24 protein-coding genes and 2 pseudogenes are annotated in these 26,708 nt (G+C 68.7%); 17 read left to right on the forward strand and 9 right to left on the reverse strand.

Features of this window, described 5'->3' with window-relative positions; all coding sequences use genetic code 11:
- Window positions 1–35 precede the first annotated feature (35 nt).
- Entirely contained in the window at window positions 36–731 is a 696-nt protein-coding gene (locus CF68_RS12765; protein ID WP_035819235.1) for a phosphoribosyltransferase, read from the forward strand.
- 7 nt (window positions 732–738) lie between these two features.
- Here CF68_RS12765 and CF68_RS12770 read toward each other — a convergent pair whose 3' ends face one another.
- The 4 genes from CF68_RS12770 to CF68_RS12785 form a co-directional block, all read right to left on the reverse strand.
- Window positions 739–1,245 carry a 3-isopropylmalate dehydratase gene (locus CF68_RS12770; protein ID WP_035819240.1) on the reverse strand — a complete coding sequence of 169 codons (507 nt, stop codon included), beginning with the start codon at window positions 1,243–1,245 and terminating at the stop codon, window positions 739–741.
- A 47-nt stretch (window positions 1,246–1,292) separates the two neighbouring features.
- The gene (locus CF68_RS12775; protein WP_035819242.1) at window positions 1,293–2,579 is read right to left on the reverse strand and encodes a 3-isopropylmalate dehydratase large subunit; all 1,287 of its coding nucleotides are present in this window, start codon (window positions 2,577–2,579) and stop codon (window positions 1,293–1,295) included.
- Window positions 2,576–3,616, reverse strand: coding sequence for a tripartite tricarboxylate transporter substrate binding protein (locus tag CF68_RS12780; protein WP_035819245.1), 1,041 nt, complete (start codon window positions 3,614–3,616; stop codon window positions 2,576–2,578). The genes CF68_RS12775 and CF68_RS12780 overlap by 4 nt, the downstream gene beginning before the upstream one ends.
- A 110-nt stretch (window positions 3,617–3,726) precedes the next feature.
- A complete protein-coding gene (locus CF68_RS12785) occupies window positions 3,727–4,512 on the reverse strand; it encodes a GntR family transcriptional regulator (RefSeq protein WP_035819248.1) in 786 nt (261 codons plus the stop codon).
- Window positions 4,513–5,235: 723 nt separating this feature from the next.
- On the opposite strand from CF68_RS12785, the pseudogene CF68_RS38285 reads away from it, so the two are divergent.
- The 9 genes and pseudogenes from CF68_RS38285 to CF68_RS12825 all read left to right on the forward strand — a co-directional run.
- Window positions 5,236–6,062: pseudogene (locus CF68_RS38285) on the forward strand (hypothetical protein); the annotation flags it as partial.
- Window positions 6,063–6,064: 2 nt separating this feature from the next.
- Window positions 6,065–6,768 (forward strand): annotated as a pseudogene (locus CF68_RS38290) (hypothetical protein); the annotation flags it as partial.
- Between the two features lie 185 nt (window positions 6,769–6,953).
- The gene (locus CF68_RS12795) at window positions 6,954–7,388 is read left to right on the forward strand and encodes a hypothetical protein (RefSeq protein WP_035819253.1); all 435 of its coding nucleotides are present in this window, start codon (window positions 6,954–6,956) and stop codon (window positions 7,386–7,388) included.
- Window positions 7,385–8,083, forward strand: a complete 699-nt coding sequence (locus CF68_RS12800) for a C39 family peptidase (RefSeq protein WP_035819255.1) — start codon at window positions 7,385–7,387, stop codon at window positions 8,081–8,083. Before CF68_RS12795 ends, CF68_RS12800 begins: the two co-directional genes overlap by 4 nt.
- A gap of 10 nt (window positions 8,084–8,093) precedes the next feature.
- A complete protein-coding gene (locus tag CF68_RS12805) occupies window positions 8,094–8,945 on the forward strand; it encodes a hypothetical protein (protein ID WP_035819258.1) in 852 nt (283 codons plus the stop codon).
- A 76-nt stretch (window positions 8,946–9,021) separates the two neighbouring features.
- Window positions 9,022–10,461 (forward strand): acetate kinase, encoded by a 1,440-nt coding sequence (locus tag CF68_RS12810; protein WP_035819261.1) that lies wholly within the window; start codon window positions 9,022–9,024, stop codon window positions 10,459–10,461.
- Between the two features lie 215 nt (window positions 10,462–10,676).
- Complete coding sequence (locus CF68_RS12815) at window positions 10,677–11,189, forward strand: hypothetical protein (protein ID WP_010810451.1); 513 nt, start codon at window positions 10,677–10,679, stop codon at window positions 11,187–11,189.
- Window positions 11,190–11,462: 273 nt separating this feature from the next.
- The gene (locus CF68_RS12820; RefSeq protein WP_035819263.1) at window positions 11,463–12,599 is read left to right on the forward strand and encodes an ABC transporter substrate-binding protein; all 1,137 of its coding nucleotides are present in this window, start codon (window positions 11,463–11,465) and stop codon (window positions 12,597–12,599) included.
- A gap of 37 nt (window positions 12,600–12,636) precedes the next feature.
- Entirely contained in the window at window positions 12,637–13,428 is a 792-nt protein-coding gene (locus CF68_RS12825) for an SDR family oxidoreductase (RefSeq protein ID WP_035819266.1), read from the forward strand.
- Between the two features lie 54 nt (window positions 13,429–13,482).
- Here CF68_RS12825 and CF68_RS12830 read toward each other — a convergent pair whose 3' ends face one another.
- The gene (locus tag CF68_RS12830; protein ID WP_035819269.1) at window positions 13,483–14,388 is read right to left on the reverse strand and encodes a LysR family transcriptional regulator; all 906 of its coding nucleotides are present in this window, start codon (window positions 14,386–14,388) and stop codon (window positions 13,483–13,485) included.
- Window positions 14,389–14,503: 115 nt separating this feature from the next.
- Between CF68_RS12830 and CF68_RS12835 the strand changes: the two genes are divergently transcribed.
- From CF68_RS12835 to CF68_RS12855, 5 genes are all read left to right on the forward strand, one after another.
- Complete coding sequence (locus tag CF68_RS12835; RefSeq protein WP_035819272.1) at window positions 14,504–15,865, forward strand: acyclic terpene utilization AtuA family protein; 1,362 nt, start codon at window positions 14,504–14,506, stop codon at window positions 15,863–15,865.
- A gap of 12 nt (window positions 15,866–15,877) precedes the next feature.
- Window positions 15,878–16,231 (forward strand): hypothetical protein, encoded by a 354-nt coding sequence (locus tag CF68_RS12840; protein ID WP_035819275.1) that lies wholly within the window; start codon window positions 15,878–15,880, stop codon window positions 16,229–16,231.
- A gap of 42 nt (window positions 16,232–16,273) precedes the next feature.
- Window positions 16,274–17,239, forward strand: coding sequence for a tripartite tricarboxylate transporter substrate binding protein (locus tag CF68_RS12845; RefSeq protein WP_035819278.1), 966 nt, complete (start codon window positions 16,274–16,276; stop codon window positions 17,237–17,239).
- Between the two features lie 187 nt (window positions 17,240–17,426).
- Window positions 17,427–18,473, forward strand: a complete 1,047-nt coding sequence (locus CF68_RS12850; protein WP_051591517.1) for an MBL fold metallo-hydrolase — start codon at window positions 17,427–17,429, stop codon at window positions 18,471–18,473.
- Between the two features lie 96 nt (window positions 18,474–18,569).
- On the forward strand, window positions 18,570–19,334 hold the full coding sequence (locus tag CF68_RS12855) for an NADPH-dependent F420 reductase (protein ID WP_035819281.1): 765 nt from the start codon (window positions 18,570–18,572) through the stop codon (window positions 19,332–19,334).
- A gap of 24 nt (window positions 19,335–19,358) precedes the next feature.
- Here CF68_RS12855 and CF68_RS12860 read toward each other — a convergent pair whose 3' ends face one another.
- Entirely contained in the window at window positions 19,359–19,748 is a 390-nt protein-coding gene (locus CF68_RS12860) for a GNAT family N-acetyltransferase (protein WP_010814084.1), read from the reverse strand.
- Window positions 19,749–19,935: 187 nt separating this feature from the next.
- Here CF68_RS12860 and CF68_RS12865 point away from each other — a divergent pair, with 187 nt between their 5' ends.
- Window positions 19,936–21,423, forward strand: a complete 1,488-nt coding sequence (locus CF68_RS12865; RefSeq protein ID WP_011616336.1) for an AMP nucleosidase — start codon at window positions 19,936–19,938, stop codon at window positions 21,421–21,423.
- Between the two features lie 77 nt (window positions 21,424–21,500).
- Here the strand turns inward: CF68_RS12865 and CF68_RS12870 are convergent, their stop codons facing one another.
- Window positions 21,501–22,145: an OmpW family protein gene (locus CF68_RS12870; RefSeq protein ID WP_035819283.1), complete on the reverse strand. Its 645-nt coding sequence runs from the start codon at window positions 22,143–22,145 to the stop codon at window positions 21,501–21,503.
- Between the two features lie 342 nt (window positions 22,146–22,487).
- A complete protein-coding gene (gene leuA / locus CF68_RS12875) occupies window positions 22,488–24,185 on the reverse strand; it encodes a 2-isopropylmalate synthase (RefSeq protein ID WP_035819285.1) in 1,698 nt (565 codons plus the stop codon).
- A 631-nt stretch (window positions 24,186–24,816) separates the two neighbouring features.
- On the opposite strand from leuA, the gene CF68_RS12880 reads away from it, so the two are divergent.
- Window positions 24,817–26,127, forward strand: coding sequence for a hypothetical protein (locus tag CF68_RS12880; protein WP_035819288.1), 1,311 nt, complete (start codon window positions 24,817–24,819; stop codon window positions 26,125–26,127).
- A gap of 413 nt (window positions 26,128–26,540) precedes the next feature.
- Here CF68_RS12880 and CF68_RS39165 read toward each other — a convergent pair.
- On the reverse strand, window positions 26,541–26,708 hold a 168-nt coding region (locus CF68_RS39165; RefSeq protein WP_035819291.1), incomplete at its 5' end, for a DUF6587 family protein.

A 26,708-nucleotide genomic window follows, 5' to 3' on the forward strand; every position in this document is an offset into this window, starting at 1 on the left:
TGGGCCTGAGTGCCGCTGACCTTCCGGAGCGTGCCATGTCGTTGCCACCATGCTTTGCCGATCGCCGCGAGGCTGGCCAGTACCTGGGCCGCCGCCTGGCCGAACTGGGTTTCGGCGCCGCACAACTGGGCCAGCCCGCGCTAGTGCTGGCGTTGCCGCGCGGCGGGGTGCCGGTGGCGTTCGAGGTGGTGCGCGCGCTCGACGCGCAACTGGACGTGCTGCTGGTGCGCAAGATCGGCGCTGCCGGCTATCCCGAGCTGGCGCTGGGCGCGGTGGTGGAGGGCGATGCCGGCGGCGGCGGCCCGCACACGGTGGTCAATGACGATCCCTGGGCGCGCCGCGCCGTGGAAAGCGGCAGCTTCGATGCTGAGCGCGGCCGCCAGCTCGACGAGATCGCGCGGCGCCAGCGGCGCTATCGCGGCGGTGCGCCGGTGCCGGCGCGCGCCGGGCGCACGGTGATCGTGGTCGATGACGGCGTGGCCACCGGCGCCACCATGCGCGCCGCGCTTGAAGGCGTGCGCATGGCCGGGGCGGCGCGGGTGGTGGCGGCCACGCCGGTGGGGTCTGAGGAGGGGCTGGCCAGCCTGTCGGCCGCGGCCGACGAGGTGATCTGCCTGAACACGCCCCCCAGCTTCGGCGCGGTTGGCGCCTTCTACCTGGATTTCTCCCAGACCAGCGATGAAGAGGCGCTGGCCCTGCTGCGCGCGGCGGCACCGCCGCCTGCGCGCTGAGGTTCGCTCAGCCCTTGCCCAGGCGCGCCTTCAGGTGCGGCACCAGCCCGCCGGCGGCCAGGATCGCGCGCAGGAAGTCGGGGATGGGCTCGCACGCGACCAGGCTGCCGTCGTCCAGGCGCAGCTGTGCCGTCGCCAGGTCCAGCACCGCGTGCGCGCCGTCGGCCAGGCGGCTGGTGTCGGCGCAGACCAGCACCGGCAGGCCCAGGTTGATGGCATTGCGATAGAACAGCCCGCCGAAGGACTGCGCCACCACGGCGCCCACGCCCAGCTCGCGCAGCGCCTGCGGCGCCTGCTCGCGCGAGGAGCCGATGCCGAAGTTGGCTCCAGCCACCAGCACGTCGCCGGCTTGCACGCTGCCGGGGAACTCCGGGCGCAGCGAGGCCAGGCAATGCCGGGCCAGCACGGGCAGCGGCGATTTCATCAGCACGGCGGGAGCCATGGCATCGGTGTCGATGTTGTCGCCGAAGCGCCAGAGGCGGCCAGCGGGGGCGGGGGCGATAGCAGAGGTCATGCAAGAAGTTTGTCCCGCCAGGCGGGCACGAAGTCAGGTCCGCTGCGTTAATCGAGCAGCGTGCGCGGATCGGTAATGCGGCCGGTGACGGCGCTGGCGGCCACGGTCATCGGCGAGCCCAGCCACACCGCGCTGCCGGCGTCGCCCATGCGCCCGGAGAAGTTGCGCGCCGTCGACGCAATCGCGCGGCTGCCCGCCGGGAAGCGCGCCGCGCCATAGCCGGCGCAGGCGCCGCAGGCATTGGGCAGCAACGTGGCGCCGGCGTCGGTCAGGATGCCAAGCGTGCCCTCCTGCTCGGCCAGCAGCTGGTCGCGGCGCGAGGCCGGCGCCACCTGCAGGGTCACGCCCGCTGCCACGTGGCGCCCGCGCAGCACGCGCGCGGCCATGCGCAGGTCTTCCAGCTTGGCGCCGGTGCAGGCACCCAGGTAGGCGATCTGCACGGGCTCGCCGGCGGCCTGGCCTACCGGCGCGCTGTTGGCCGGAGAGTGCGGCGCCGCCACCTGCGGCACCAGTGCCGCGGCGTCGAAGCGGTGGGTGGCCAGCACCGGCGCATCGGGGTCGGTGCGCCAGTGGGCCAGGTCGATCGCGGCCAGCGTCTGCGCCGGCACGCCGGCCTCGGCCAGCCAGCCGAGCGTGACCGCGTCGGGCGCCACCAGGCCGGTCTGCGCGCCCAGCTCGGCGCTCATGTTGGCCAGCGTCATGCGCTCCTGCATCGACAGCGCGGCGACGGCGCTGCCGGTGTACTCCAGCGCCTCATAGCGGCCACCCCCCATGCCGAGCGTGGCGCACAGGAACAGCATCATGTCCTTGGCGCAGACGCCCGCTGCAAGCTGGCCGTCCCATTGCAGCCGGATGGTATGGGGCACGCGCAGCCAGATCTCGCCGGTGGCCAGCACGCCCGCCATCTCGGTCGCGCCCACGCCGAACATATAGGCGCCGAAGGCGCCGCCGGTGGGGCTGTGGCTGTCGCCGCCGACAATCAGGCGGCCCGGCAGCACATGGCCGCGCTCGGGCAGCACCACATGGCAGATGCCTTCGGCGTCGATGAAGTGGGCGCCGGACTGGCGCGTCCAGTCGCGCGTGAAGCGCAGGATCGACTCGGCCTGGGCATCGCCGCCCGGCACGAAATGGTCGGTCACCACCACGTAGCGCGACGGGTCCCAGACCCCGGTGCCAAGCTCTTCCAATAGCGGGGCCACGCGGCGCGGGCCGCTGGAGTCGTGCGACATCGCCAGGTCGACCCGGCAGATCACGATCGTGCCGATCTCCGCATGCGCCAGCCCGGCGGCGCGCGCCACCAGCTTCTGCGCCAGCGTGGCGGGGGTGTGGCTCATTCCGGCGAGGCTCCCGAATACTTGACCACGGCGGCCCAGCGCCTGACGTCCTGCTTCACAAACGCGGCGAAGGCGTCGGGCGGCGTGCCCATCGGCTGCGCGCCGTCGTTCTCCAGGCGCTTGCGCACCGCGGGCGTTTCCAGCCCCTTGCGCGCGGCGTGATACAGCGCCTGCGTGACTTCGTGCGGCATGCCGGCCGGACCGAACAGGCCGAACCATGCGCTCGACTCGAAGCCCTTCACGGTGGCGCCGATCGGCGCCGCGCCCGGGAACTGCGGGAGCGGCGCGGGGCTGGTCACGCCCAGCACCTTGAGCTTGCCCGCGCGCACATGCGGCAGCACGTTGATGGTGCTGGCAAACATCAGGTCGCACTGGCCCGCCAGCACGTCGGTGAGCGCGGGCGAGGTGCCCTTGTACGGAATGTTGACGATGTAGGTGCCGGTCATCATCTTGAACATGTCGCCGGCCATGTGCAGCGACGAGCCCACCGAGCCGATGGCAAAGTTCAGCTTGCCCGGTTCGGAACGCGCCAGGCGGATCAGCTCGGGCACATTGCTGGCCGACAGCTTTGGCGTGGCCACCAGCACGCTCGGCACGGTGGCCACCAGCGTGATCGGGGTGAAGTCCTGCACCGGGTCGAACGGCAGCTTCTTGTACAGGGTGGCGTTGATGGTGTGGCTGGTGAAGCTCATCAGCAGCGTGCTGCCGTCCGGCGCGCTCTTGGCGACCAGGTCGGCGGCGATATTGCCGCCTGCGCCGGGGCGGTTCTCGACCACCACCGGCTGGCCGAGCTCCTGGGACATTTCCTGGGCGATGGTGCGCGCCAGCGTGTCGGTGGTGCCGCCGGCGGGCGCGCCCACCAGGATCCGGATCGGCTTGCCGCCGGCCACCTGGGGTTGTCCCTGGGCCGCGGCGGACAGCGGCAGGGCCAGCGCGCACGCGGCCAGGCCGGCCATGGCCAGGCGCTGCACCGCGGCGCGGCGGGGGATCGACGGCAAACGGGTCGGGTTGGACGGGACCAGGCGGAACACTGGCATGGCGACGGCTCCTCGCTCGATGTGATCAGGGATGCGCAGTATCGCCCGGAACGTTACGTGGCGCATCCCTGGCAGCGCCGCCTGCGGGAAGTTGGCAGCGGTCCGCGGGGTCAGTCGCGCAGGCCCGGGCGGGTTTCGCTTTCCACCCAGACGTTGGCGCTGTCCACGCCGGCCGGCGACAACTCCATGCGGTATTCATAGCGGTCCGGGCGGTACTGGCCGAGCAGCAGCTGCACCGGGCGCCCGGCCGCGTCCTTGACCACGCGGCGCACCGCCAGCAGCGCGCCGCCTACCGGCACGTCCAGCAGCGGCGCCACCACCACGTCGGCCAGGCGCGCGGACAGCACCTGGCTGGCACGGCCCAGCTTCACGCCGCCGGCCTCCAGCAGGCGCAGCACCGGCCGCTCTTCCAGGGACTGGCGCGTGATCGGCCGGCCCAGGTCCGCGGGCAGGTAGACAGTGATATGCGACAGCGGCCGGTTGCGGTAGTGGCGCACGCGCACGATCTTCACCACCGGATCGCCCGGCTCGATCTGCAGCGATTCGGCCACATCGGGCGTGGCATGGACTTCGTCGATCGAGATCACCTTCACCGACGTCTTCTGGCCCATGTCGATGATGTTGTCGAGCAGGCTGGTGCCGCGTTCCTCGCCGGCCGCCGCCGCCGGGCGCACCGGATGCGGATTGACGAAGGTGCCAAGCCCGCGATGGCGGCGCACCAGGCCCTCTTGCACCAGGCGGTCGAACACGCGCCGCATGGTCACGCGCGAGGCGTGGAACTGCTTGGCCAGGTCGATCTCGCCCGGCAAGGGGCCCTGGCCGAAGCGGCCTTCCACGATCTGCTGGCGCAATACCACGTAAATCTGGTGATACAGGGGAACGACGGCTTCACTCATGGTTTCCCTTGTGGAGAGATGACAAGTCTGTAATGCCTCTAATGTACTTTAAATCAGACATAGAGCCTAGCATGGATAGCCGCAGTGGCGCTTGCGGGACAACGCCGCTGGCGCAGTGTTGCAGCGACGCATCCCGTTTCCGCCAAGGCCCTTGGCGGATTGCGCCATGCGGGTGAAGTCGGTCCGGCGCCGCTGTATGCGTTGCATGGGCGAACAACGCCGGTGCGGTGGAGCGGGTTTGTGCCGGGCGGCGAGAACATGACATCGGGGCGGCGCTGCTGCAATCTGGGAAGTCTCGCATGGGCGGCGGTGACTGCACCCTCGGTGTCGTGTTTCAGTCCCGATACGTACGGTCGCGCCTCGGGCAAATCCTGACTGCCTGCATAAGGCACTGAAAAATAAGGCGTTTTCCGACCACTCCGGAGCCCCCCCAGGTGGGCTGGGAGTGGCCGTGTCACAGCGGTGTGACATGTCGTCTGCCGTGCACAGCGGCGCGGACGGCAGTGGTCGCGCAAAGCCGCGCAAAGTTCCCGCCAGAGTGCCGGGCAGGCCTTGTAATACAAGGAGTTGGCGCCGCAGGTGGCACAGCTGGCACCGATTATGCGCAGGGGGAGTCTGGTTTGGCTGGGTGCCGGACCTGAACCTCCAGCCGTCGTTCCTCGCAAGAGCGCCGGCCGGAGGCTGAGCCGCTGTGACACTGTGCAATTCTCCTGGGAGCTTCGTATGAAAAAGACCTTACTGGCGTCGGCTATCGCCATGGCATTTGCGGGACAGGCCTGGGCAAATCCGACCAATAACAACGACGTGGTAAGAGGTGGCGGCGACAACACGCAATCCGCCACGGCGACCTCGACGCAGAGTGGCAGCGGCGCGGCGGCGAACGAATATTCGACCGCAGTGCAGGCCAATGACAGCAGCACCAACACCAAGACCACCACGGTCGGCATCAGCAAGACCAAGACCACGACCGACTCGAACAACAAGAGCAAGATCAACTTTGACCATGGCGTAGGCAACGCAGGCGCCAACGGTGGCAGCGCAACCTCCAGTGTCAGCAACGCCTTCAACACCAGCAAGGCGCTGGCCATCAGCAAGCTGAGCGGCACGGTTTCCGGCAACACGATCGGCCCGATCGGCAACTATGCCACCAACTCGGGTAACGCCAATGGTGCAGCCGGCGGTCGGGGCGGCTACGGCTACGGCGGTACCGGCGAAGGCGGGCAAGGCGGCAATGGCGGCAACGGCGGCGCCGGCGGTGCCGGCGGCTCCGGTGGCAGCGCTGTCAACGGTAGCGCCACCAATGGCAATGCCACCAACGGCAGCGCCACGGCTGGTGATGGCGGCGCCGGCGGCAAGGCGATTGGCTGGGCCGGCGATGGCGGTAATGCCAAGGCGCGTGGCGGCAGCGCGCTCTCCGCAGCGGGCAGCAAGGGCGGCAGCGGCGGCGATGCCTATGGCAAGGGCGGCGGCGCTCTGAGCGCATCGCTCGGCGCCGGCGGCCGCGGCGGCAGTGCCGGCGCGATCGGCGGTGGTGGCCTGGGTGCCAGCGGNNGCCTGGGTGCCAGCGGCGCCCTGGGCGGCTTGGCAGGTTCGGCCGGCGGCTCGGGTGGCAGCAGCGGCAATGCCAACGGTGCGGGTGGCGACACTACCACTGGCGGCGCGGGCGGCGCAGGCGGCGCAGCGGCCGGTACCAACACGGCTGGCGCAGGCACCGGTTCGGGCGGCGCAGGTACCGCGAGTGGCGGTGCGGGCGGAGCCGGAACGGCGAGCGCAGGCGCAGCCGGCGGTGCCGGCAGCGGCACTGGCGGTGCCGGTGGCGCGGGCGGCGCGGCGACCTCGACGGCAACAGCTGGCGCGGCAAGCGGCACTGGCGGCGCGGGCGGCTCGCAAGCCAGCGTTGGCGGCGCGGGTGGCGCGGGCGGTTCGGCCACCAACGGCAGCGCATCGAGCTCGGCATCCAATGGCAGCTCCACGGCTGGCAACGGTGCTGTGGGCGCAGGCGGCGGCGCGGGCGGCGCAGGCGGCACCGGCAATGGCGGCACTGGCGGCACCGGCAACGGCGCAGTCGGCGGCGCGGGTGGTGCTGGCGGCTACAACTATGTCGACGCGGGCACCTTCAATATGTCCAACACCATGACCAGCGTTGGTCAGACGGCGGCGGGCATCATGATGGCCAACCAAAACAGCGGCGCTGCCTCGCTCGTGCAGCAAAGCGTGAACGTTCAGGCCAACCTGCAGGTCGGCGGCAGCCGGTAAGGCGCGCAGCCACGGTCCGGCCCCGGGACTTGTGCCCGGGCCGGACCGGCAGCTCGCACTCATGCCGGCAGGACCGGCGCCCGCATCCTGTGTGCGGGCGCGCGGGTCCTGTCATGCCCAAGCAAGCCTGATTGCCGTGCAGCCGCCCGGATGGGGGCGGCCCGCAGGCAAGAGGAGACGACACCATGCAATCGGTCCGCTTCGCCGTCGGGGCATTCGCGACGGTCTTACTCGCCTGGCCAGTGCTGCAGGCGCACGCTGAGCCGCCAGGGCTGGACGCCACCATGGCAGCGGCGCGCGCTGCTTCTGGCACGGCCCCGGACACGGCTGCAACCACCGCGCAGCCGGCGGCCGCAACTTCCTTGTTCGGAGGGGTGGCGAAAGCTGTACCCGTGTCTAAACTGGATGACATCCGTGGCGGCGCCGAAGTCACGGTCAACGACATGCGCCTGCACGGTACCGTGGCCGACAACGCCGCGGTCAATATTCTGTCCGGCACGAACAACATCACGGACGGGGCCTTCTCGAATGCGGCAGGGATTCCTACCGCGATCCAGAACTCGGGCTCCAACGTACTGATCCAGAACGCCACTATCGTCAACGTCCAGTTCAAGCAATGAAGCCGCTGCGAAACCTGTTGGCGTCTGTATCGTTCGCGCTGGCCGCGGGGGGCGTCCCGTGTGCCCAGGCTGCCGACGCCCTGATGTACGGGCCGGTCGGCGAGCCCTACAACGTCCGGGTCACGAGCGTGCGCGAGGCGCGCTACAAGTCCACGATCCGGCAGCAGTTCGACTTCAGTTGCGGCTCGGCCGCGGTGGCCACGCTGCTGACCTACCAGTACGGCCATCCGGTGAACGAGGCCACGGTCTTCCAGAACATGTACCTCAACGGCGACCAGCAGAAGATCCGCGCCGAGGGGTTCTCGCTGCTCGACATGAAGCGCTTCCTGGGTGCGCTCGGCTATGAGGCCGACGGCTACGAGCTGCCGCTGTCCAAGCTGGAAGAGACGCAGGTGCCGGCCATCGTGCTGATCGTGGAGAACGGCTACCACCATTTCGTGGTGGTCAAGGGCGTGAAGGGCGACCGCGTGCTGATCGGCGATCCCGCACGCGGCACGCGTGCCATGTCACGCGAGCATTTCGAGCAGATCTGGGACAGCCAGCTGCTGTTCGTGATCCATAACCGCACCGAACGGGCGCGGTTCAACCTTGCAGCCGACTGGCGCGTTGCGCCGAGCGGTCCTTACTGGATGGGAGTCAACCGGGATAGCCTGTTCTTCACCGTCATGCCCAAGCATGGCGCGGGCGATTTTTGAGGAACGCATCATGTTGCAGACTTCCTTCCCGACCCCAGCAGCCCCTCGCAGCGCCGGTCATGCGGCCGCGGCGATGCTGCTCGGTGCCGGTTTGGCCTGTGCCGGCACGGCGCAGGCCACCATGCTGCCACAGCCCGACGCGGTCGACGCGTCGGCGCTTCCATCGCAGGGGGCCATGCCCTCGAGCGACGGGCAGGACCAAAACCCTCTGGCTGCCGCACGCGGCAGCATGGCCGGCTGGAAACCGGTAGCACACGAAAAACTCGACGACATGCGGGGCGGCTTCGAAGTGCCGGGCCTGCAGGTTTCGTTCGGTATCGAACGCGCGGTGTACATCAACGGGGCCCTGGTGGTTGCCACCAGCATTAACATCCCCGATGTCAGCCGTATCACCGCCGACCAGGCTGCGCGGCTTGCCTCGACGCTGGGCCCGGCCATCGTTGCCAGCACCAATGCGGCGGTCGCCAACGCGCTGGCGGCCAATCCGGTGACGGCAGGCGCGGATGGCGCCAGCGCCACCTCGGCGGCGAATGGCGCATCGGCCAGCAGTACCGGCGCGTCCGGGGCCAGTTCGGGCGCCAGCGGTGCAGCCGGCTTGCCCGTGACGGTGGCGAATTCGGCCACCGGCCAGGTCGTGACCAACGGGCTGCTGAACGTGATCCAGAACGGCCCGGGCAATGCGGCCGCGGTGGGATCGCTGGCGGGGACGCCAACGACCGTGATCCAGAACACCTTGAACAACCAGAGCATCCGGAGCCTGATGACAATCGACGCAAGCGTAAATACGCTGCAGGCATTCCGGTCGCAGTTGGCCAACACCACGCTGAACAACGCGCTGATGCGGGCCGCAAGCATGAGGTAGTCGTAGCGAGGCATCGGGCAGTACAGGTCGCAGGCTCCTGCAAGAACAGTCTGCCGTCCCGGGGGAGGAAGACGTCATGAAGAAGCGGTCGATGCAGGGCATTCGCAATGCGGGATGCTCGACGTTACTGTTGCTCGGCGGCCTGGCGCAGGCCCAGACGCCGCCGGATGCGGGACCACCCGCAGCCGGACTGGAAGCACTGCAGAAGGAGCTTGCCGAACAGGCCAGCCAGCTCGACGCCATGAAGCGGGCTCTGGCCGAACAGGAGGCGGTGATCCGCGAACTGCGCAACGTGATCGGCACCGAGGTGCTGGCCAACAAGCGCGGCGGCCAGCGCGCGGGGCCCGGCGTGTCGCCGTCCGACAACGCCACCAACGCCGCCACCGCGGCGGCCGCTGCCAGCGCCACCCAGCCAGCGCCCAACGCGGTCAACAACCCGCAGCAGATCATTCTCCAGCCACCGCAGGACATGGCCCAGGGTCCGCAGGCGGGCGAGTCCGCCGACCGGCAGACCGTGGCCCTGGAAGAACCCGTGGGCCGCCCGCCGGAGGAAGACCGCCGTCCGCCCGAGATCGCGCCGATCATCGACCAGCCCGGCGTGCTGACCGCCCAGGGCAAGCTGGTGATCGAGCCCGGCTTCCAGTACGGCTATTCGTCCAATAACCGCGTCGCGCTGGTCGGCTACACAGTCATCCCGGCCATCCTGATCGGCCTGGTCGATGTGCGCGAGGTCAAGACCTCGACCTATATCCCGTCGGTAGCGTTTCGCTACGGCCTGACCAAGCGGCTGGAAATCGAAGCCAAGGTGCCTTACGTGCACTCATCGGGCCAGACCGTCAGCCGCGAGGTCTTCACCGGCACGGCCGTCGACAGAGTGTTCAATGCGAGCGGCAGCGGCATCGGCGACGTCGAGGCGACGGTGCGCTACCAGCTCAACTACGGCAACGAGAAGATGCCGTACTTCGTCGGCTGGCTGCGCTACAAGTCCAATACCGGCAAGGACCCGTTCGAAGTCGTGACCGATTGCGTGACGCGCTGCGTGGGCAATGCCACCGGCACCGGCCTGCCGCTCGGGCTGCCCACCGGCACCGGCTTCCAGGCGCTCCAGCCCGGCGTCACCTGGTTGCTGCCGACCGACCCGGCAGTGTTCTTCGGCACCTTCAGCTACCTGCACAACTTTGCGCGCGACAACGTGAGCCGCACCGTGCTGAACGGCGAGAAGGAGAACCTCGGCAAGATCGCCCCGGGCGACATCTTCGAGTTCAGCTTCGGCATGGGCCTGTCGCTCAATGAGAAGGCGTCGTTCAGCATCGGCTATGACCAGGCCATCATCTGGCCGACCAAGCAGAACGGCCAGACCGTGCCGGGCTCGGTGCGCGTGACCCAGGGCACCTTGCTGGTGGGCTATTCGTACCGCTTCAACAACCGCTACACGGTGAACCTTTCAGTGGGTGCGGGGCTGACGCGCGACACCCCCGACCTGCAGGTGAATTTGCGCCTGCCGATCACTTTCTGACACGCTTTTCTGCGCACTTCCGTCTGACGTGACGCGTGCCCCGCATGCGCGGAGCATGCGTGCGCATCACATTCGCGGCCAGGGTGCGCAGGCACGGAAACGCGCCTTGCGCTGGCCCCTTGAACGGCGTACAAAGAAATAACCCCGCGCCGCCAGCGGTACTTTCTGACCAGGTTCAAACTCACCGGTGGTGCGGCCTGAAAAAGGAGAGAGACATGCGCAAACGCATCTTCTGGTTGTTGCCCGACCTGGCGAGTGCCCGCCGCACCATGGACGACCTGCTGCTTGCCCGCCTCGAGAACCGCCACATCCACTTCGTGGCGCGCGACGGCTCCGACATGACCGGCCTGCATGAAGCCAACCTGTTCCAGACCTCCGACATCGTGCATGCCGCCGAGATGGGCCTGATGGTGGGCGGCGGCGTGGGCGTGGTGGCCGGCGTGGTGGTGGCGATGTTCCCGATCGTCAGCGATACCCCGCAGTGGGGCCTCGTCGGCGTGCTGGCGGTGCTGGGCGCGGTGTTTGGCGCATGGGCCTCGAGCATGATCGGCAGCTCGGCACCCAACAGCCGGCTGCGTGCATTCGAGAAAGACATTGAGGCCGGCAAGATCCTGCTGATGGTCGACGTTCCGCGCAGCCGTGTCGAGGAAATCGAAACCCTGCTCGCGAACGCGCATCCGGAAGCCAGCTTTGCGGGGTTGGACCCGGCTGTACCGGCTTTCCCCTGAGCCGTCGGCTTAGCGCCGCTGGTTGCTGTTCAGCGCTGTCGCATCTCTTTCCGCGCGCCCTTGCGGCGCGCCCAGACGCGCATCCTTTAGCGCGCCCCGGCTCACACCGGAACTGCCTGCGCGGTTCCGGTGTGATGCTGCTGCAACACCCCGAACTTTCCCGGTTTGCCCCCATGAGACGCATGCGGTAACTTGCGTGACGGCGCACGGCCGTGCATGCCGTGCCGCAATAAAACGATGAAGTCAGCCGGACAGGCGCAAGGGGTCGAGACAATGAAAGCGAAATGGATCGCGTGCGGCATGCTGGCCGCCACGCTGGGATGGGCCGCACAGACCGCCCTGGCGGAACCGGGCGTGACCCGCAACACCATCCGCATCGGCCAGTCGGCCGGCGTCACCGGTCCGGTGGCCGGTTCGGTCAAGGAGCAGATCGCCGGCGCGCAGGTGTACCTGCGCACCATCAACGCCAACGGCGGCGTGGCCGGGCGGCGCATCGAGCTGGTGACCCACGACGACGGCTTCGATGCCAAGCGCACCCCCGACAATGTGCGCAAGCTGATCGACGAGGACAAGGTGTTCGCGCTCTTCATGGTGCGCGGCACGCCCCAGAACGAAAGCATCCTGCCCATCATCGCCGCGCAGAAGGTACCCTTGGTGGCGCCGCTGACCGGCGCCATCACGCTGCACCGGCCGGTCAACCGCTACGTGTTCAACGTGCGCGCCAAGTACCAGGACGAGGTGGCGCGTGCGATCAACCACCTGGCCACATCGGGCATGAGCCGCATCGGCATCTTCTACGCCAACGACGGCTTTGGCCGGGACGTGCTGGAAGGCTACAACGCCGCGCTGCAGGCGCGCGGCGTGCAGCCGGCGGCGACGGCAAGCTTTGCCCGGCCCATGGGCGATATCACCCAGAGCGTGGCCGCCATGAACAAGGCCAATCCGCAGGCGGTACTGGTGATCGGCTCGGGCTCCGAGGCGGCGCGCATCATCCGCGAACTGCGCGGCGCCGGCAGCGAGGCACAGTTCGTCACGCTGTCCAACAACGCGGCCGATTCCTTTATCCGTGAACTGGGCAACGATGCCCGCGGGCTGATCATCACGCAGGTGGTGCCGGGCACCAACTCCAGCCAGATGACGCTGGCCAGCGAATACCGCAGCCTGGCCAAGCAGCAGGGCGTGGAGCCGTCCAACGCCGGCATGGAGGGCTTCATGTCGGCCAAGGTGCTGGTCGAAGGGCTGCGCCGCGCCGGCCCCGACCTGACGCGCGAGCGCCTGGTCACGGCGCTGGAAGGCATGCGCGACTACGACCTTGGCGGCATCCTGATCAGCTACAGCGCCGAGCGCCATACCGGCTCGTCGTTCGTGGAAATGTCGATCGTCTCGTCCACCGGCAAGCTGATCCGCTGAAACCCGCGGGCAGGGGGGCTGCGGTATAGTCCCCCGCATGGCTACTCCTACCCCCTCCCTCGACTCCCGTACCCCGTTTTCGCTGCACGGCCGCGTGGCGCTGGTGACCGGCGGCGCGCAGGGCCTGGGCCTGGCGATTGCCGCCGGGCTGGCCGATGCCGGCGCCCATGTGCTGGTGGTGGCGCGCAATGCGCAGCGCGTGCAAGAGGCCGTCGCCGCGCTGGCCGCGCGCGGCGGCAGCGCCGAGGCGCTGGTGCTCGATATCACCGATGAAGCCGCCGTGGCGGCCGCGTTCGACCGCATCGACGCCGCCCATGGCCGGCTCGACATCCTCGTCAACAACGCCGGCGCGCGCAACCGCAGCACCATGGCGCAGCTCGATGCCGGCGACCTGCGCGCCATGCTCGAGACCAACCTGGTGGCGCCCTACGCGCTGTGCCGGCTCGCCGCGCAGCGCATGCGCCGCGGCGACTACGGGCGCATCGTCAATGTGAGCTCGATCGCGGGCCAGGTCGCGCGCGCCGGCGACGTGCTCTACCCCGCCACCAAGGGCGGCCTGGATGCGCTCACGCGCGCCATGGCGGCCGACCTGGGGCGGCACGGCGTCACCGTCAACGCGATCGCGCCGGGCTACTTCGCCACCGAACCCAACCAGGTCATGGTCGAGGACGAGAGCGTGGCCGAGTGGCTGCGCCAGCGCACCTCGCTGGGCCGCTGGGGCCAGCCAGAGGAAGTGGCGGGGGCGGTGGTGTTCCTGGCGTCGCCGGCCGCATCCTATGTTACCGGGCAGGTGCTGGCCGTGGACGGCGGCTATCTCGGGCACTTCTGAGGCGCCATCGGCAGCAAAGCGTACCCAATTCTGCGTGCCGCTTTTGCCGGGTTTTCAGCGCCGCGCGGGCGGTTTGCCGCCGCGGTAGAACGCCTGCAGGCAGTCGATCATCGCGGCTGCCGCGGCCGAGTCGCCACGGTCCTTGAGCCGCACCAGGCAGATATCGCGCACCAGCGACGGCAACTGCAGCGGCCGGATCGCCAGCCCCTCGCGCCGGAACTGAAACAGCGCCAGCGACGGCACCGCGCTCACGCCCAGCCCCGCCTGCACCAGCGCCGCCACCGTCGCCAGGTGCTCCACCTCCATCACGCTGGTCAGGCGCAACGGATGCAGCGCGGCGTCCAGGTGCTGGCGCACGCTGGTCGTGCGCGACAGCTGGATAAACGGCAGGCCCGCCAGCATCTGCGGCGTGATGCGGCGCTTGCGCGCCAGCGCATGGTCCGCCGGGCACACCAGGTGGAAGGTGTCGCGCACCAGCGGCTCCACGTGCAGGTCATCGTCCTGGGCCGGCGCCGGGGCCAGCGCAAAGTCGGCGCGGCCCTGGCGGACCAGTTCGATGCAGCCGTCGGCGAGCTGGTCGAACAGCTCCAGCGCGATGCCCGGATACAGCGCGCGGAACTGCGCCAGCAGCGGCGGCAAGTCGCCGGCGGCCAGCGACGGCAGCGCCGCGATCGACACGCGCCCCTTGCGCCGTTCGGCATGCGCGCGCAGGTCCTCGAACGCGGTTTCGAAGTCGGCCAGCAGCCGGCGCGCGGTCTGCTCGAAGCGCACGCCGTCGCTGCTCAGCTCCACGTGCCGCGTGGTGCGTTCGAATAGCCTGCTGCCGGCCTGTTCCTCCAGCGTCTGCACCAGCGCGCTGAAGGCCGATTGCGACAGGTGGCAGGCGCGTGCCGCGCGCGTGAAATTGCGGTAGGTGGCCAGCGCCACGAAGGCGCGCAGGTGCTTGACCGAGAGGTTCATGAGGGCCTGGCGGATTTATCCAGCAAGTCGATAGATTAATCCAAATAATCCGTTTTTTGGCTGGACGTACCCGCCCTAGAATGGGATCGACCCCACCAACAACCTGCCCCCGACCATGACTGCTCCCTTGCTGATCGGCTCCGGCGCCGGCTTCTCCGGCGACCGCACCGATGCCGCGCTGCCGGTGGTGCGCACGCTGATTGCCTCCGGCCAGCCGGCCGCGCTGATCTTCGAGACCCTGGCCGAGCGCACGCTGGCGCTGGCGCAGCTGGCGCGGCGCAACGATCCCGCGCAGGGCTACGAGCCTCTACTCGATGCGCTGCTGGTGCCGGTGCTGGGCCTGTGCCTGCAACACCGCATTCCCATCGTCGGCAATTTCGGCGCCGCCAATCCGCGCGCCGCGGCGCGGCGCGTGCTGCAGCTGGCGCAGGACCTGGGCCTGCCCGCGCCGCGCGTTGCAGTCGTGGAGGGCGATGACCTGTCCGACGATGCGGGGCGCGCGCGCTTGCAGGGCATTCTTGGCGATGCGTTTGACGCCGATCGCTTCGTCTGCGCCAACGCCTATATCGGAGCACAGGGCATCGCCGAGGCGATCACTGCCGGCGCCCAGGTGGTGGTGTGCGGGCGGGTGGCCGATCCGGCGCTGGCCGTGGGGCCGGCGATGGCGCACTTCGGCTGGTCGTGGGACGACTGGGACCGGCTGGCCGCCGCGACCATGGCCGGCCACCTGCTCGAATGCGGGGCGCAGGTCAGCGGCGGCTACTTTGCCGATCCCGGCATGAAGGACGTACCCGATGTGCATGCGGTGGGCTTCCCGATCGCGCAGCTGGCCGAGGACGGCGGCATCGAGATCTTCAAGGCCGCCAGCACCGGCGGCTGCGTCGACCTGCGCACGGTCAAGGAGCAGCTGCTGTACGAGGTCCACGATCCGGCCGCGTACCTGACGCCCGACGTGGTCGCAGATATTGGTACGGTCACGGTCACGCAACTGGCCCCCGACCGCGTGGCGGTGCGCAACGTGCGCGGCCATCCCCGACCGGCGCAGCTCAAGGCCAATGTGTTCAGCCACGGCGGCTGGCTGGCCGAGGGCGAGATTTCTTACGCCGGCCCCAATGCCGCCGCCCGCGCGCGGCTGGCCGCCGACATCCTGCGCCGGCGCATGCAGCTGCTGGGCCATGACGCGCCCATCCGCTTCGACCTGATCGGCGTGCTCAGCGTGCTGGCCGACGATGGCGGCACCATGTTCGCCCAGCGCCAGCCGCATGAGCAAGCGGCGCAGGACGTGCGCCTGCGCGCCGCGCTGGCGCATGACGACCTGGCGGTGGCGCAGGCCCTGCAGCGCGAGGTCAATGCGCTCTATACCTGCGGCCCGGCCGGCGGCGGCGGCGTTCGCACCGCGCAGCGCGCGCGCCTGAATGCGGTGTCGTGCCTGGTGCCGCGCGAGGCCGTGGCGGCCACGCATGCTTTCATCGCCTGAGGAGGTCCGACCATGACTGACACTGCCGCGCTCTACCAGTTCGCCCACGGCCGCACCGGCGACAAGGGCAACCGTTCCAACATCAGCGTGATCGCCTACGACGCGCGCGACTACGACCACCTGGTCGCGCACGTGACCGAGGACGCCGTGCGCGCGCTGTTCCGCGAGCGCCGGCCCACGGCCGTCACGCGCTACCTGGTGCCGTCACTGCAGGCGATGAACTTCGTCCTCGACGGCGTGCTTGATGGCGGCGTCAACGACGCGCTCAACCTCGACACGCACGGCAAGGCGCTGTCGTTCCGCCTGCTGCAGCTTGAGATCCCGGTGCCGCCTCGGCTCGCGTCCGGCACCGCGGATAGCCACTGATCCATCGCTTCACACCAACAACGATTTCACCAGGAGACCACGATGTACCCATTTCTCAAGCCACTGGCCGTTGCCGCGCTTGCGCTGATCCTGCCCGCGGGGCAGGCCTGGGCCGAGTTCCCGGACAAGCCGATCCGCTTCGTGGTGCCGTTCGCCGCCGGCAGCGCCACCGATCAGCTGGCGCGCGCCATCGGCCAGGCCATTACCGTGGACAGCAAGGTCACCGTGGTGGTTGACAACAAGCCGGGCGCCAATGGCTTCATCGCCGCTTCGGACGTGGCCAAGGCCGCGCCGGACGGCTACACCGTGCTGATCAGCACCAACACCACGCATGCGGCCAACGAGCACCTGTTCAAGAAGCTGCCCTACGATCCGGTCAAGGACTACGCGCCGATCACCGCATTGGGCCGCGGCGGCCAGATCATGGTGGTCAACCCGCAGGTGCCGGCCAAGACCGTGGGCGAGTTCATCGCGCTGGCAAAGCAGCAGCCGGGCAAGCTCAGTTTCGGCAGCGGCAGCTCGTCGTCGCGCATTGCCGGCGAGCTGTTCCAGCAGATGGCGCATGTGGAGTTGCTGCACGTGCCGTACAAGAGCAACCCGCTGGCCATCACCGACCTGCTCGGCAACCAGATCCAGATGATGATCACCGACACGGCCACCGGCCTGCCGCAGGTCAAGAGCGGCAAGCTGCGCGCGCTGGGTGTGTCGGGCAAGGCGCGCTCGCCGCTGGCGCCGGACGTGCCCACCATCGACGAGGCCGGCGTCAAGGGCTACGAGATGAGCTACTGGTTCGCGGCCTATGCGCCCGCCGGCACGCCGCAGTCGGTGGTGGCGAAGCTCAATGCGATGATGGTCAAGGCCGCGCGCGGCGATACCGCGGCCGGCTTCTACAAGTCGACCGGCACCGAGGTGTTCACCAGCACGCCCGCGGAGCTGGCGAAGTTCCAGTTGCAAGAGTCCGGCAAGTGGGGGCGCATCATCAAGGCGGCGAATATCCAGCCGGAGTGAACGCAGGGCAGCGCAAGCTCCCATGCATGAAAAACGGGGCCAAACGGCCCCGTTTTTTACGCAGAAGTAGGTACGCTTTGGTGCTTCCGGCCTTGATGGACAAGGGCCAGCTAAGATTAGGTCCTGGCCGCGCGCCTTGCCGCTCCGGCCTATTCCTCGACAACACCAACCAGAACAGGAACAGGATATGAAGCAGCAGTCCGTGGTGTGCCATGCAACCTTACGTCCGGGCCGTCGCCCGGTGTTGCGCCAGGCCGTATTGCGTGCCGCCATCGCCGTCGCCATGGCGGCCGCCGTGCTTCCCGCCATCGCCACTGCGCAGAGCACCACGCCGCCGGCGCAGCAGAAGACCCAGGTGCCGGGCTACTACCGCATGATGGTCGGCCAGCTCGAGGTCACGGCGCTCTATGACGGCTACATCGACCTGGACCCGAAGATCCTCAAGTACACCAGCGCGCGCGAGGTGCAGAGCCTGCTGGCGCGGATGTTCGTCGAATCGACGCCGGGCATGCAGACCGCGGTCAACGCCTACCTGATCCATACCGGCAGCCACCTGGTGCTGGTCGATACGGGCGCGGCTGCCTGCTTCGGACCCACCCTCGGGCGCATCGGCGAAAACCTGCGCGCGGCGGGCTACGCGCCGGAACAGATCGACACCGTGCTGCTGACCCACCTGCACGGCGACCACGCCTGCGGCCTGGCCACCAACGGCAAGGCGGCGTTCCCGAACGCAACCGTCTATGTCGACAAGGCCGATGCCGACTACTGGCTCAGCGATGCGAATGCCGCCGCCGCGCCGAAGGAGGCGCAGGGCCTGTTCGCCATGGCGCGCGCCGCGGTCGCGCCGTACCAGGCGGCGCAGCGCTTCCGCCCCTTCAATGGCGGCGCCGGTGTCGAGCCCGTTCCCGGTGTGCGCGCGGTGCCGGCCAATGGCCATACTCCGGGCCACAGTGGCTACCTGTTCACCTCGGGCAAGGACAGCCTGCTGCTGTGGGGCGACATCGTGCACAGCCATGCGGTGCAGTTCCGCCGCCCGCAGGTGGCGATCGAGTTCGACGTGGACAGCAAACAGGCCGTGATCACGCGCCAGCGCATCCTGGCCGATGCCGCCAAGGGCCGGCTGTGGGTGGGGGGCGCGCATATGCCCTTTCCGGGCCTTGGCCATGTGCGCCGCGATGCGGCCGGGTATGCGTGGGTGCCGGCCGAATTCGGGCCGATCCGCAACGACCGCTAGCCGCCCACGCACGGCCGTCGCTTTTCGCCTAGAGTCATCCCAGCGGCCCGTATGACGTACGGGCCGGATGGCCGTGTCCACTGCGGAGGATTTGCGATGAACGCCAAGGCATCCCGCTTCGATCCTGCCCGCCGCCGCTGGCTTGGCGCCGGCGCCGCGGCCCTGGTGCTGGCCGTGCCCCTGCCGCGCGCCGCGCGCGCCCAGCCTGGTCCGGCGGCCAGCCGCGAGGCCGCCGCGCAGCGCATCGGCGTGATCGGCTCGGGCCGTATCGGTGGCACCGTGGGCGGGCTGTGGGTCAAGGCCGGACACCCGGTCCTGTTCTCGTCGCGGCACCCGGAGGCACTCAAGCCGCTGGTGGAAGAATTGGGTACGCTGGCGCGCGCCGGCACCGTGGCCGAGGCGATTGCGTTCTCTGACGTGCTGTTCCTGGCCACCCCCTATGGCGCGCTGCCGCAGCTCAGCCGCGAGCATGCCGATGCCTGGCGGGGCAAGATCGTGCTCGATGCCACCAACGCCTATGAGCACCGCGATGGCCCGATCACCGAAGAGGCCAGGCGTGACGGCATCGGGATCACCACCGCGCGCTACCTGCGCGGCGCGCGCGTGGTGCGGGCCTTCAACTTCATGGGGGCGGCACAGTTTGCCAGCGAGCATCACCGGGCGGGCGGCCTGGTGGCGGTGCCCGTCGCCGGCGACGACAAGGCCGCGCTCGACGTGGCCGCGCAGCTGGTGCGCGATGCGGGATTCGAACCGGTGGTGGTGGGGCCGCTGGCGAGCGCGGATCGCTTCGCACCGGGCGGGCCGCTGTTCCGGCAGGTGGGTACGGCCGAGGAGTTCCGGCGCAAGATGGGCGCACGCTGACGCTGCACCCGGGGCGCTGGCGGATCAGGGCCGGCGCCGCTCCATTGCCACCATCGACGGCGTAAAGCCGAGCTGGCCGAAGAATGCGGCTTCGGAGGAACGCGCCGCGCGCAGCATCCAGGTGATGTCGGGGTCGTTGCCCACGATGTGCCGCACCAGGGCGCGGCCGATGCCGCGCCGGCGGTGGCTGGGCGCGACCGCAACCATCGACAGGAAGCCGTCGCAGACGTCGTCGCACAGCGCGCGGGCAAAGCCGACGATCTCGCCGTGCTCCACCGCCACGACCACCCGTTGGGAGTTGGCCACCAGCCGTGCGAATTTCTCCGGGCCGCCCACCCGGTGGGCCCAGCCGTTGGCGATCAGTAGTTGTCTGGCTGCCTCGATGTCGTCGGGCAACAGGTTACGGATTTCCATCGGCGGCTCTCCCAGTAAAGCGTGTACGGCCCCTCGCCACCCCTTGCCACCAGGGGCGCCGCGAGTCGAGAACGGCACGGGAACCCGTGCCGCGCAATTGGCGGAGTGTAGCGAGCGGGCGCGGGCGCGTCAATTTGGCTTCCGGCGGGGTCGGGTGCTGCTCACGCCGGCGCGCCGGCGCGGTATCATGGCCTCCATGAACGCCCCCGTCTTTTCCTCCGCACATCCGGCCGACCAGCTTGCCGAATTCACCGACGCGGATGCGGCGATCGCGCGCATCCGCGACATCTACGAAGCTTCGGTCGGCGCCGTGCGCGCGCGCTTCGACGCCTTCGCCAGCGGCAAGCCGCTGCCCTCGGCCGCGCATGCGTGCTATCCGTACCTGGGCATCTCGGTCAACATCGAGACCATGGTCACCGACAGCCGGCCGTCCTGGGGCACGGTGGCCTACCCGGGCGTATATGGCACCACCGTGACCCGCCCCGACCTGCTGGCGGACTACTACCGCGACCAGATCGAGCGGCTGATGCGCTATCACCGCGTGCCAGTGGTGGTGGGGCTGAGCCGGCGCCCGATCCCGCTGCCGTTCGTGATCGAGGCTTCGACCACCGACATCAGCTACACCCAGGCGCGCGAGCTGGAGGCATCGTTCGTGCTGCCCGAGCTGAGCCGCATCGACGACGGCATCGCCAACGGCACCTATGAGCCGATCCCGGGCGAGGCCTGGCCGCTGTCGCTGTTCCCGGCCGAGCGCGTGGACCTGGCCCTGCAGCGGCTGTACCACTACACCGGCACGGCACCGCAGCATTTCCAGCGCTTCGTGCTGTTCACCAACTACCAGCGCTATGTCGACGAATTTGTCGAGCTGGGACGGGGCCTGATGGCCAGCAGCGATGGCGGCGGCTACACCCGCTTTGTCGAGCCCGGCGACGTGATGCAGGAACTGGGCGGCGCGGAACCCGACGACGCCTCGCGCCCGCGCGCGCTGCCGCAGATGCCGGCCTATCACCTGGTGCGCGAAGACAAGCTGGGGGTGACGCTGGTCAATATCGGCGTGGGGCCGTCCAACGCCAAGACCATGACCGACCACCTGGCCGTGCTGCGCCCGCATTGCTGGCTGATGGTGGGCCACTGCGGCGGCCTGCGCCGCTCGCAGCAGCTGGGCGACTACGTGCTGGCGCACGCCTATGTGCGCGACGACCACGTGCTCGACCACGACCTGCCGCCGTGGGTGCCGGTGCCGCCGATCGCCGAGATCCAGGTGGCGCTGCAGGAGGCCGTGGCGCGCGTGACCGGGCTGTCCGGCAACGAGATGAAGACCCGCATGCGCACCGGCACGGTAGTCTCGACCGATGACCGCAACTGGGAGCTGAAGTCCAAGTCGCTGTATGCGCGCTTCAACCAGTCGCGCGCGATTGCCATCGATATGGAAAGCGCGGCGGTGGCGGCCAACGGCTTCCGGCTGCGCGTGCCGTATGGCACGTTGCTGTGCGTGTCGGACAAGCCGCTGCATGGCGAGCTCAAGCTGCGCGGCATGGCCAACGCCTTCTATCGCCAGCGTGTCAGCCAGCATATGACCATCGGGCTGGAGGCGATCCGCATCCTGCGTGAGAACGGAGTCGAGCAGCTGCATTCGCGCAAGCTGCGCAGCTTTGATGAGCCGGCGTTCCGGTAGGTCCGCACCCTCGCTCATCCGGAAAAGCAAAAGGCCGGCACCTGATTGGCGCCGGCCTTTTGCATGGCACTGCAGGATCAGAAGCGATACCCCACACCCATGCTGAACAGCCACGGATCCAGGTTCACCTTGGACACCTTGACATCGCCGGCCTTCACGTCGCTCGACAGCCAGATCTTCTTGATGTCGGCGTTCAGGAACCAGTTCTTGGTCAGCTTGTAGTCCATGCCGATCTGCAGCGCGGGACCGACGCTCCAGCTATCGAGCTGCAGCGAGTTGTTGGCGATGTCCGCGCCCCAGATGCGGGTGAAGTTCAGGCCGGCGCCGATATACGGGCGGAAGGTGCCGTTGGGGATGAAGTGGTACTGCACCAGCAGCGTCGGCGGCAGATGCTTGAAGGTGCCGACCTTGTTGCCGTCCAGGTAGACGTCCTGCTTCTGCGGCACGGTCAGCACCAGTTCGGCGGCGATGTTCGGCGTGAAGAAGTAGGTGACGTCGAACTCGGGAATCCACTTGTTGTTGACCGTGATGCGGTCCGACGGGCCGACGCCGCCGACGGGGTCGGAGCTGTTGGCCATGTCGAGATAGGTGCCGCGCAGGCGCACCATCCAGTTGCCCTGTGCATCGTCCGCGGCGGCGGCAGGGGTGGTGAAGGCGCCCAGCATGGCGCAGGCGGCGATGGCGGAACAGGTGACCCGGGTGCGGAGAGAGAGTGTTTTCATGAGGTTCTGCTTGGTCTGGTATCAAATCCGGGCCCAGTTTGGCCGAGCAGGCCGGGCTGGGCTTTGACCCAAAACAAGTAGAAGGGAACGGGCCTGGCTGCGTCGCGCAGGCGCTACAGCGAGGCAGGCGCCGCGGTGCCTGCTGCGCCGACGCTTCTAAACACATGCGGAATTATTCGTGGCGCGGCGCGATGCTGCCCCTTACGCTGTGCGAAAGATCCGAGCACGCATGCAGCGTGTGCGGATCGGCACCGAGCATGTCGTGGGCGTCCGCAAGGGCGTCTTTCCGGGTGTGCCCCGTGGGGGCGGGGCACACCGGTTTTCTTGCGGCGGCTTGCGGTGTCAGGCCTCGGCGGCCTCGGCGGACTGCGGGGCCCGCGCTGCGCCAGAGCCGGCCTGCAGGTGCCGGTTCACGCCCGAGATCACCGCGCGCAGCGAGGCCGTGACCAGGTTGGCGTCGATGCCGGCGCCGAACCCTGTCGGCGAATCGCCCACGCGCACTTCCACGTAGCAGGCCGCGCGCGCATCCGCGCCGGCGGTCATCGCATGCTCGTGGTAGTCCATCACGCGTACCGGCAGGTCCAGCGCATTGACGAAGGCGTCGATGGGCCCGTTGCCGGTGCCGCGCACGCTGCATGGCTTGCCGTCGCGAACCATCCGCACTTCGATCTCCGTGGCACCGCCGCTGTCAGACACCAGCTGGTGCGATACATAGCGCAGCGGCGTTTCCTGCGTCAGGTACTCGCGCCGGAACAGCCCATAAAGATCATCGGCACTCGCCTCGAGCCCGGTGTCGTCGGTCATGGCCTGCACCGCGCGGCTGAATTCGATCTGCAGGCGGCGCGGCATGTAGATGCCATGCACCTGCTCCAGCAGGTAGGCCATGCCGCCCTTGCCGGACTGGCTATTGACGCGGATCACCGCGTCATAGCTGCGGCCCAGGTCGGCCGGGTCGATCGGCAGGTAAGGCACTTCCCAGATGCCGTCCGGCTGCTGCTGCGCAAAGCCCTTGCGGATCGCATCCTGGTGCGAGCCCGAGAACGCGGTGAACACCAGGTCGCCCACATACGGGTGGCGCGGATGCACCGGCAGCTGGTTGCAGTGCTCCACGCACTGGCGCACCGCGTCGATATCGGAGAAGTCCAGTCCGGGCGCCACGCCCTGCGTATAGAGGTTGAGCGCCAGCGTCACCAGGTCGACATTGCCGGTGCGCTCGCCGTTGCCGAGCAGGCAGCCTTCGACGCGGTCCGCGCCCGCCATCAGCGCCAGTTCCGCGGCGGCCACCGCCGTGCCGCGGTCGTTGTGCGGGTGCACTGACAGCGCGATGTGTTCGCGCCGTGCCAGGCGGCGGTGCATCCATTCGATCTGGTCGGCGAACGCGTTGGGCGTGCTGCATTCAACCGTGGTCGGCAGGTTCAGGATCATCGGCCGGTCCGGGCCGGCCTGCCAGGCGGCAGAGACGGCGTCGCTGACTTCCAGCGAGAAGTCGAGCTCGGCCAGGCTGAAAGTCTCGGGCGAATACTCATAGGTCCATGCCGTCTCAGGCATGGCATCGGTCAGCGACTTGATCAGGCGCGTGCCCGAGACCGCGACCTCCTTGATCTCTTCACGCGAGGCATTGAAGACAATGCGCCGCCAGGCCGGCGCGATCGGGTTGTACAGGTGCACCGTGGCCCGCGCTGCGCCGCGCACGGACTCGACGGTGCGGCGGATCAGGTCTTCGCGCGATTGCGTCAGTACCACGATGTTGACGTCTTCGGGGATGCGCTGCTCTTCGATCAGCATGCGCACGAAGTCGAAATCGGTCTGCGAGGCCGCGGGGAACGCCACTTCGATTTCCTTCAGGCCGATCTTCACCAGCTGCTCGAAGAAGCGCAGCTTGCGTGCCGGGTTCATCGGCTCGATCAGGGCCTGGTTGCCGTCGCGCAGGTCAGTGCTCATCCAGCGCGGTGCGCGCGTGATGGTGCGGCCGGGCCAGGTGCGGTCAGGGATGTCGACGGTGGCGGCGGGCTGGTACTTGGTGGCGGGATTGCCGAGCATACGGGGTCTCCTTCCTCGCTAAGGAAGTTAAAAAAAAAGGAAAAAGGGTGGCGAAAGGCTGCCGAACTGCCACGGGGCACTAGGCCCGGCAACCGATCGATAGGCTTAGCAGTAGCGAGGAAGCGCGCAGGGCGCGGCCCGATGCCAGGGCAGCCAGCACGCGCGCGCGGGCAGCGATGCGGGACGCATCGGCAGCCTGGCTGAGTGTGCTGGTGTAACGGTTCATCGTGCCTGGAGGAGGAGGGCCGGGGGCCGCTCGTGGTTGATGCGCATCCGGCAGGAGCCGGATGACCCGCAAAGGTTAGTCGACAAGGCCGGCCCCGGTCAAGCGCGGGAGAGCGCCGGGTGCGGGCGTGGCCCGATCGGGGGACTGCCATGCGCGGGTTGCGCCAAACGGCTGGGGCCGGCTTGCGGCCGGGACCCTGCCGGTCATGTTTGCCTCGCCCGAATGGCGGTGCCGCTGCATTGAAAGGATGAACCACGCGCATGTTCTGTGCGCCGCACCTCAGTCCTCTGGCCGGTATTGCGCTGGCACCTTTGTGCCTAGGCTGGTAGCGCGGGAAAAAAACACATGACTGGGGGGAACATCATGAGACTGAGAACGTGGGCATCCTGGCTGGCAGGCTCTGCCATGACCTTGCTGTTGGCAGCGTGCGGCGGTGGCGGCGGCGGTTCGAGCACGCCCACCACGCCAAACGCGGGCGGCTCCACACCGCTGACCTATACGGTGAAGATGAGCTTGACCTCCGGCGAGGTCGGCGTCGGCCGCACGATCACCATCAGCGCGCTGGCGGTAGACAGCAACGGCATCGACGTGTCCGGCAACACCACCTTCAACTGGACCAGTACTGACAGCGGCATTGCCACCGTGGAGCCGAGTGCCGCCACGCCGGGCAGCGCCGTGGTCAAGGGCATTGCAACCGGAACGACCACCGTCCAGGTGGTGGCGAGCGTCAAGGGCGCCGACAACACCACGGTGCAGCTGCCCGCGCAATCCGCCACCATCACCGTGGTGCCGGCCTCGGCGCTGAGCTACAGCCTGTCGATCCCGAACAGCAGCCTGTCGATGAGCGACGGGCAGGAGCTGCCGGTCAAGGTATCGCTGGTCGACAGCAACGGCGCCGATGTGTCCGCCAGCGTCAACAGCTGGGCATGGTCCAGCAGCGGCTCCGCGGTCCAGGTCACGGCCAGCCAGAACAGCGCCACGCTGAAGGCGAGCAACAGCTCACCCACCGCCGCGGCCACGGCCAGTGTCTCGGTATCGGTGACCGCGCCGGACGGGCATGCCATTGCCGGGTTGATCGCGGTGACGGTGCAGAAGAACGGCGCCGCCGCCTATCGCGTGGTGACGACCAAGGGCGGCCGCGAGGTGAATGCGCTGCAGGTCTTCAGCAACCGTCCGGAAACCTTTACCTCGCGTGTGCTGCGCCACGATGGCCAGGACGTGACCGCGGAGTTCGACGGCGCCTGGACCTACACGGCGACCTCGGCCACGCTGTCCGCATCGGAAGCGGCGGGTACGCATGACGCCACGGTCAGCACCAGCCTGGCCAACGACAAGGGTCCGGTCCAGAGCAGCCTGACGGTGACCGCAGTCAGCACCAAGCTTGGCGAGCGCCGCAGCGCCACGCTGACGGTGACCGAGAACCCGGTCTGGGCGCTGGTCGGCGACAACCAGGATCCGATGACGCTGCTGCTGATGCCGCCGATGAGTATCCCGGTGACCGCGCGCATGAAGCACCTTGGCGACGATGCACAGTACACCGCGTGCATCAACTGGGCGTGGACCCGCACCGGCCCGGTGGAGTTGTCGCCTGGCGTCGCGGATCATCAGAAGTACGTCACGGGCACAGCGCAGGGTGACTTCACTATTACCGTGTCCTGTAACGCCGTCGCCGACAATACGGCACTGAAGCTGGTCTTCTACGGTACGGTCAAGTAAGCAGCAGGTTCCCGCGCCTGGCGAAACGCCCTCCATCCGGAGGGCGTTTCGCTTTGGGAGCAAACAAGCGGTTGTCCGGAGCTGGTGGCGTTTGCCATGCCCGAGGGACGCTGTCAAAGCGTACCCGTTTCTGCGTGACCGGCGCCAAGCGTTTCAGGCGCTGCCGGGGCAGGCCGGCAAAGGCGTCGGGACAAGGCTGAGCCTGCCTTTGCGGGACGTCCCCTATAGGCGCACCAAGCAAGCCAGTGCGCAAAGCGTACCCGTTTCTGCGTGCAATAGTGCTAGCCCTTCCAGGCGCGTTTTATCGCCGCTGGACAGCTTGCAGGCGAGCGCAAAGCGCTGCCTCCGCGCCGGGCGGAAGCAGCGGGCGTACCCGTTTCTGCGTGGATCTGTAGAAGAGGAAAGCGCGCCGCTCAGCGCTTGCGCACGAAGCGAATCACCTGTTCGGCAGGCTTGTCCTGCGCGTCGGAGGTGGTGCTGGCGGTGTTGGATCCGCAGGTATTGCAGCCACCGTCGTCGCAGCCGCTGGCGCAGCCCGCGGCGGCTTGCGGGGCCAGCCAGCGCACCAGCCGGGCGCGCCA

Source organism: Cupriavidus sp. SK-4 (assembly GCF_000611125.1).
Classification (GTDB): domain Bacteria; phylum Pseudomonadota; class Gammaproteobacteria; order Burkholderiales; family Burkholderiaceae; genus Cupriavidus; species Cupriavidus necator.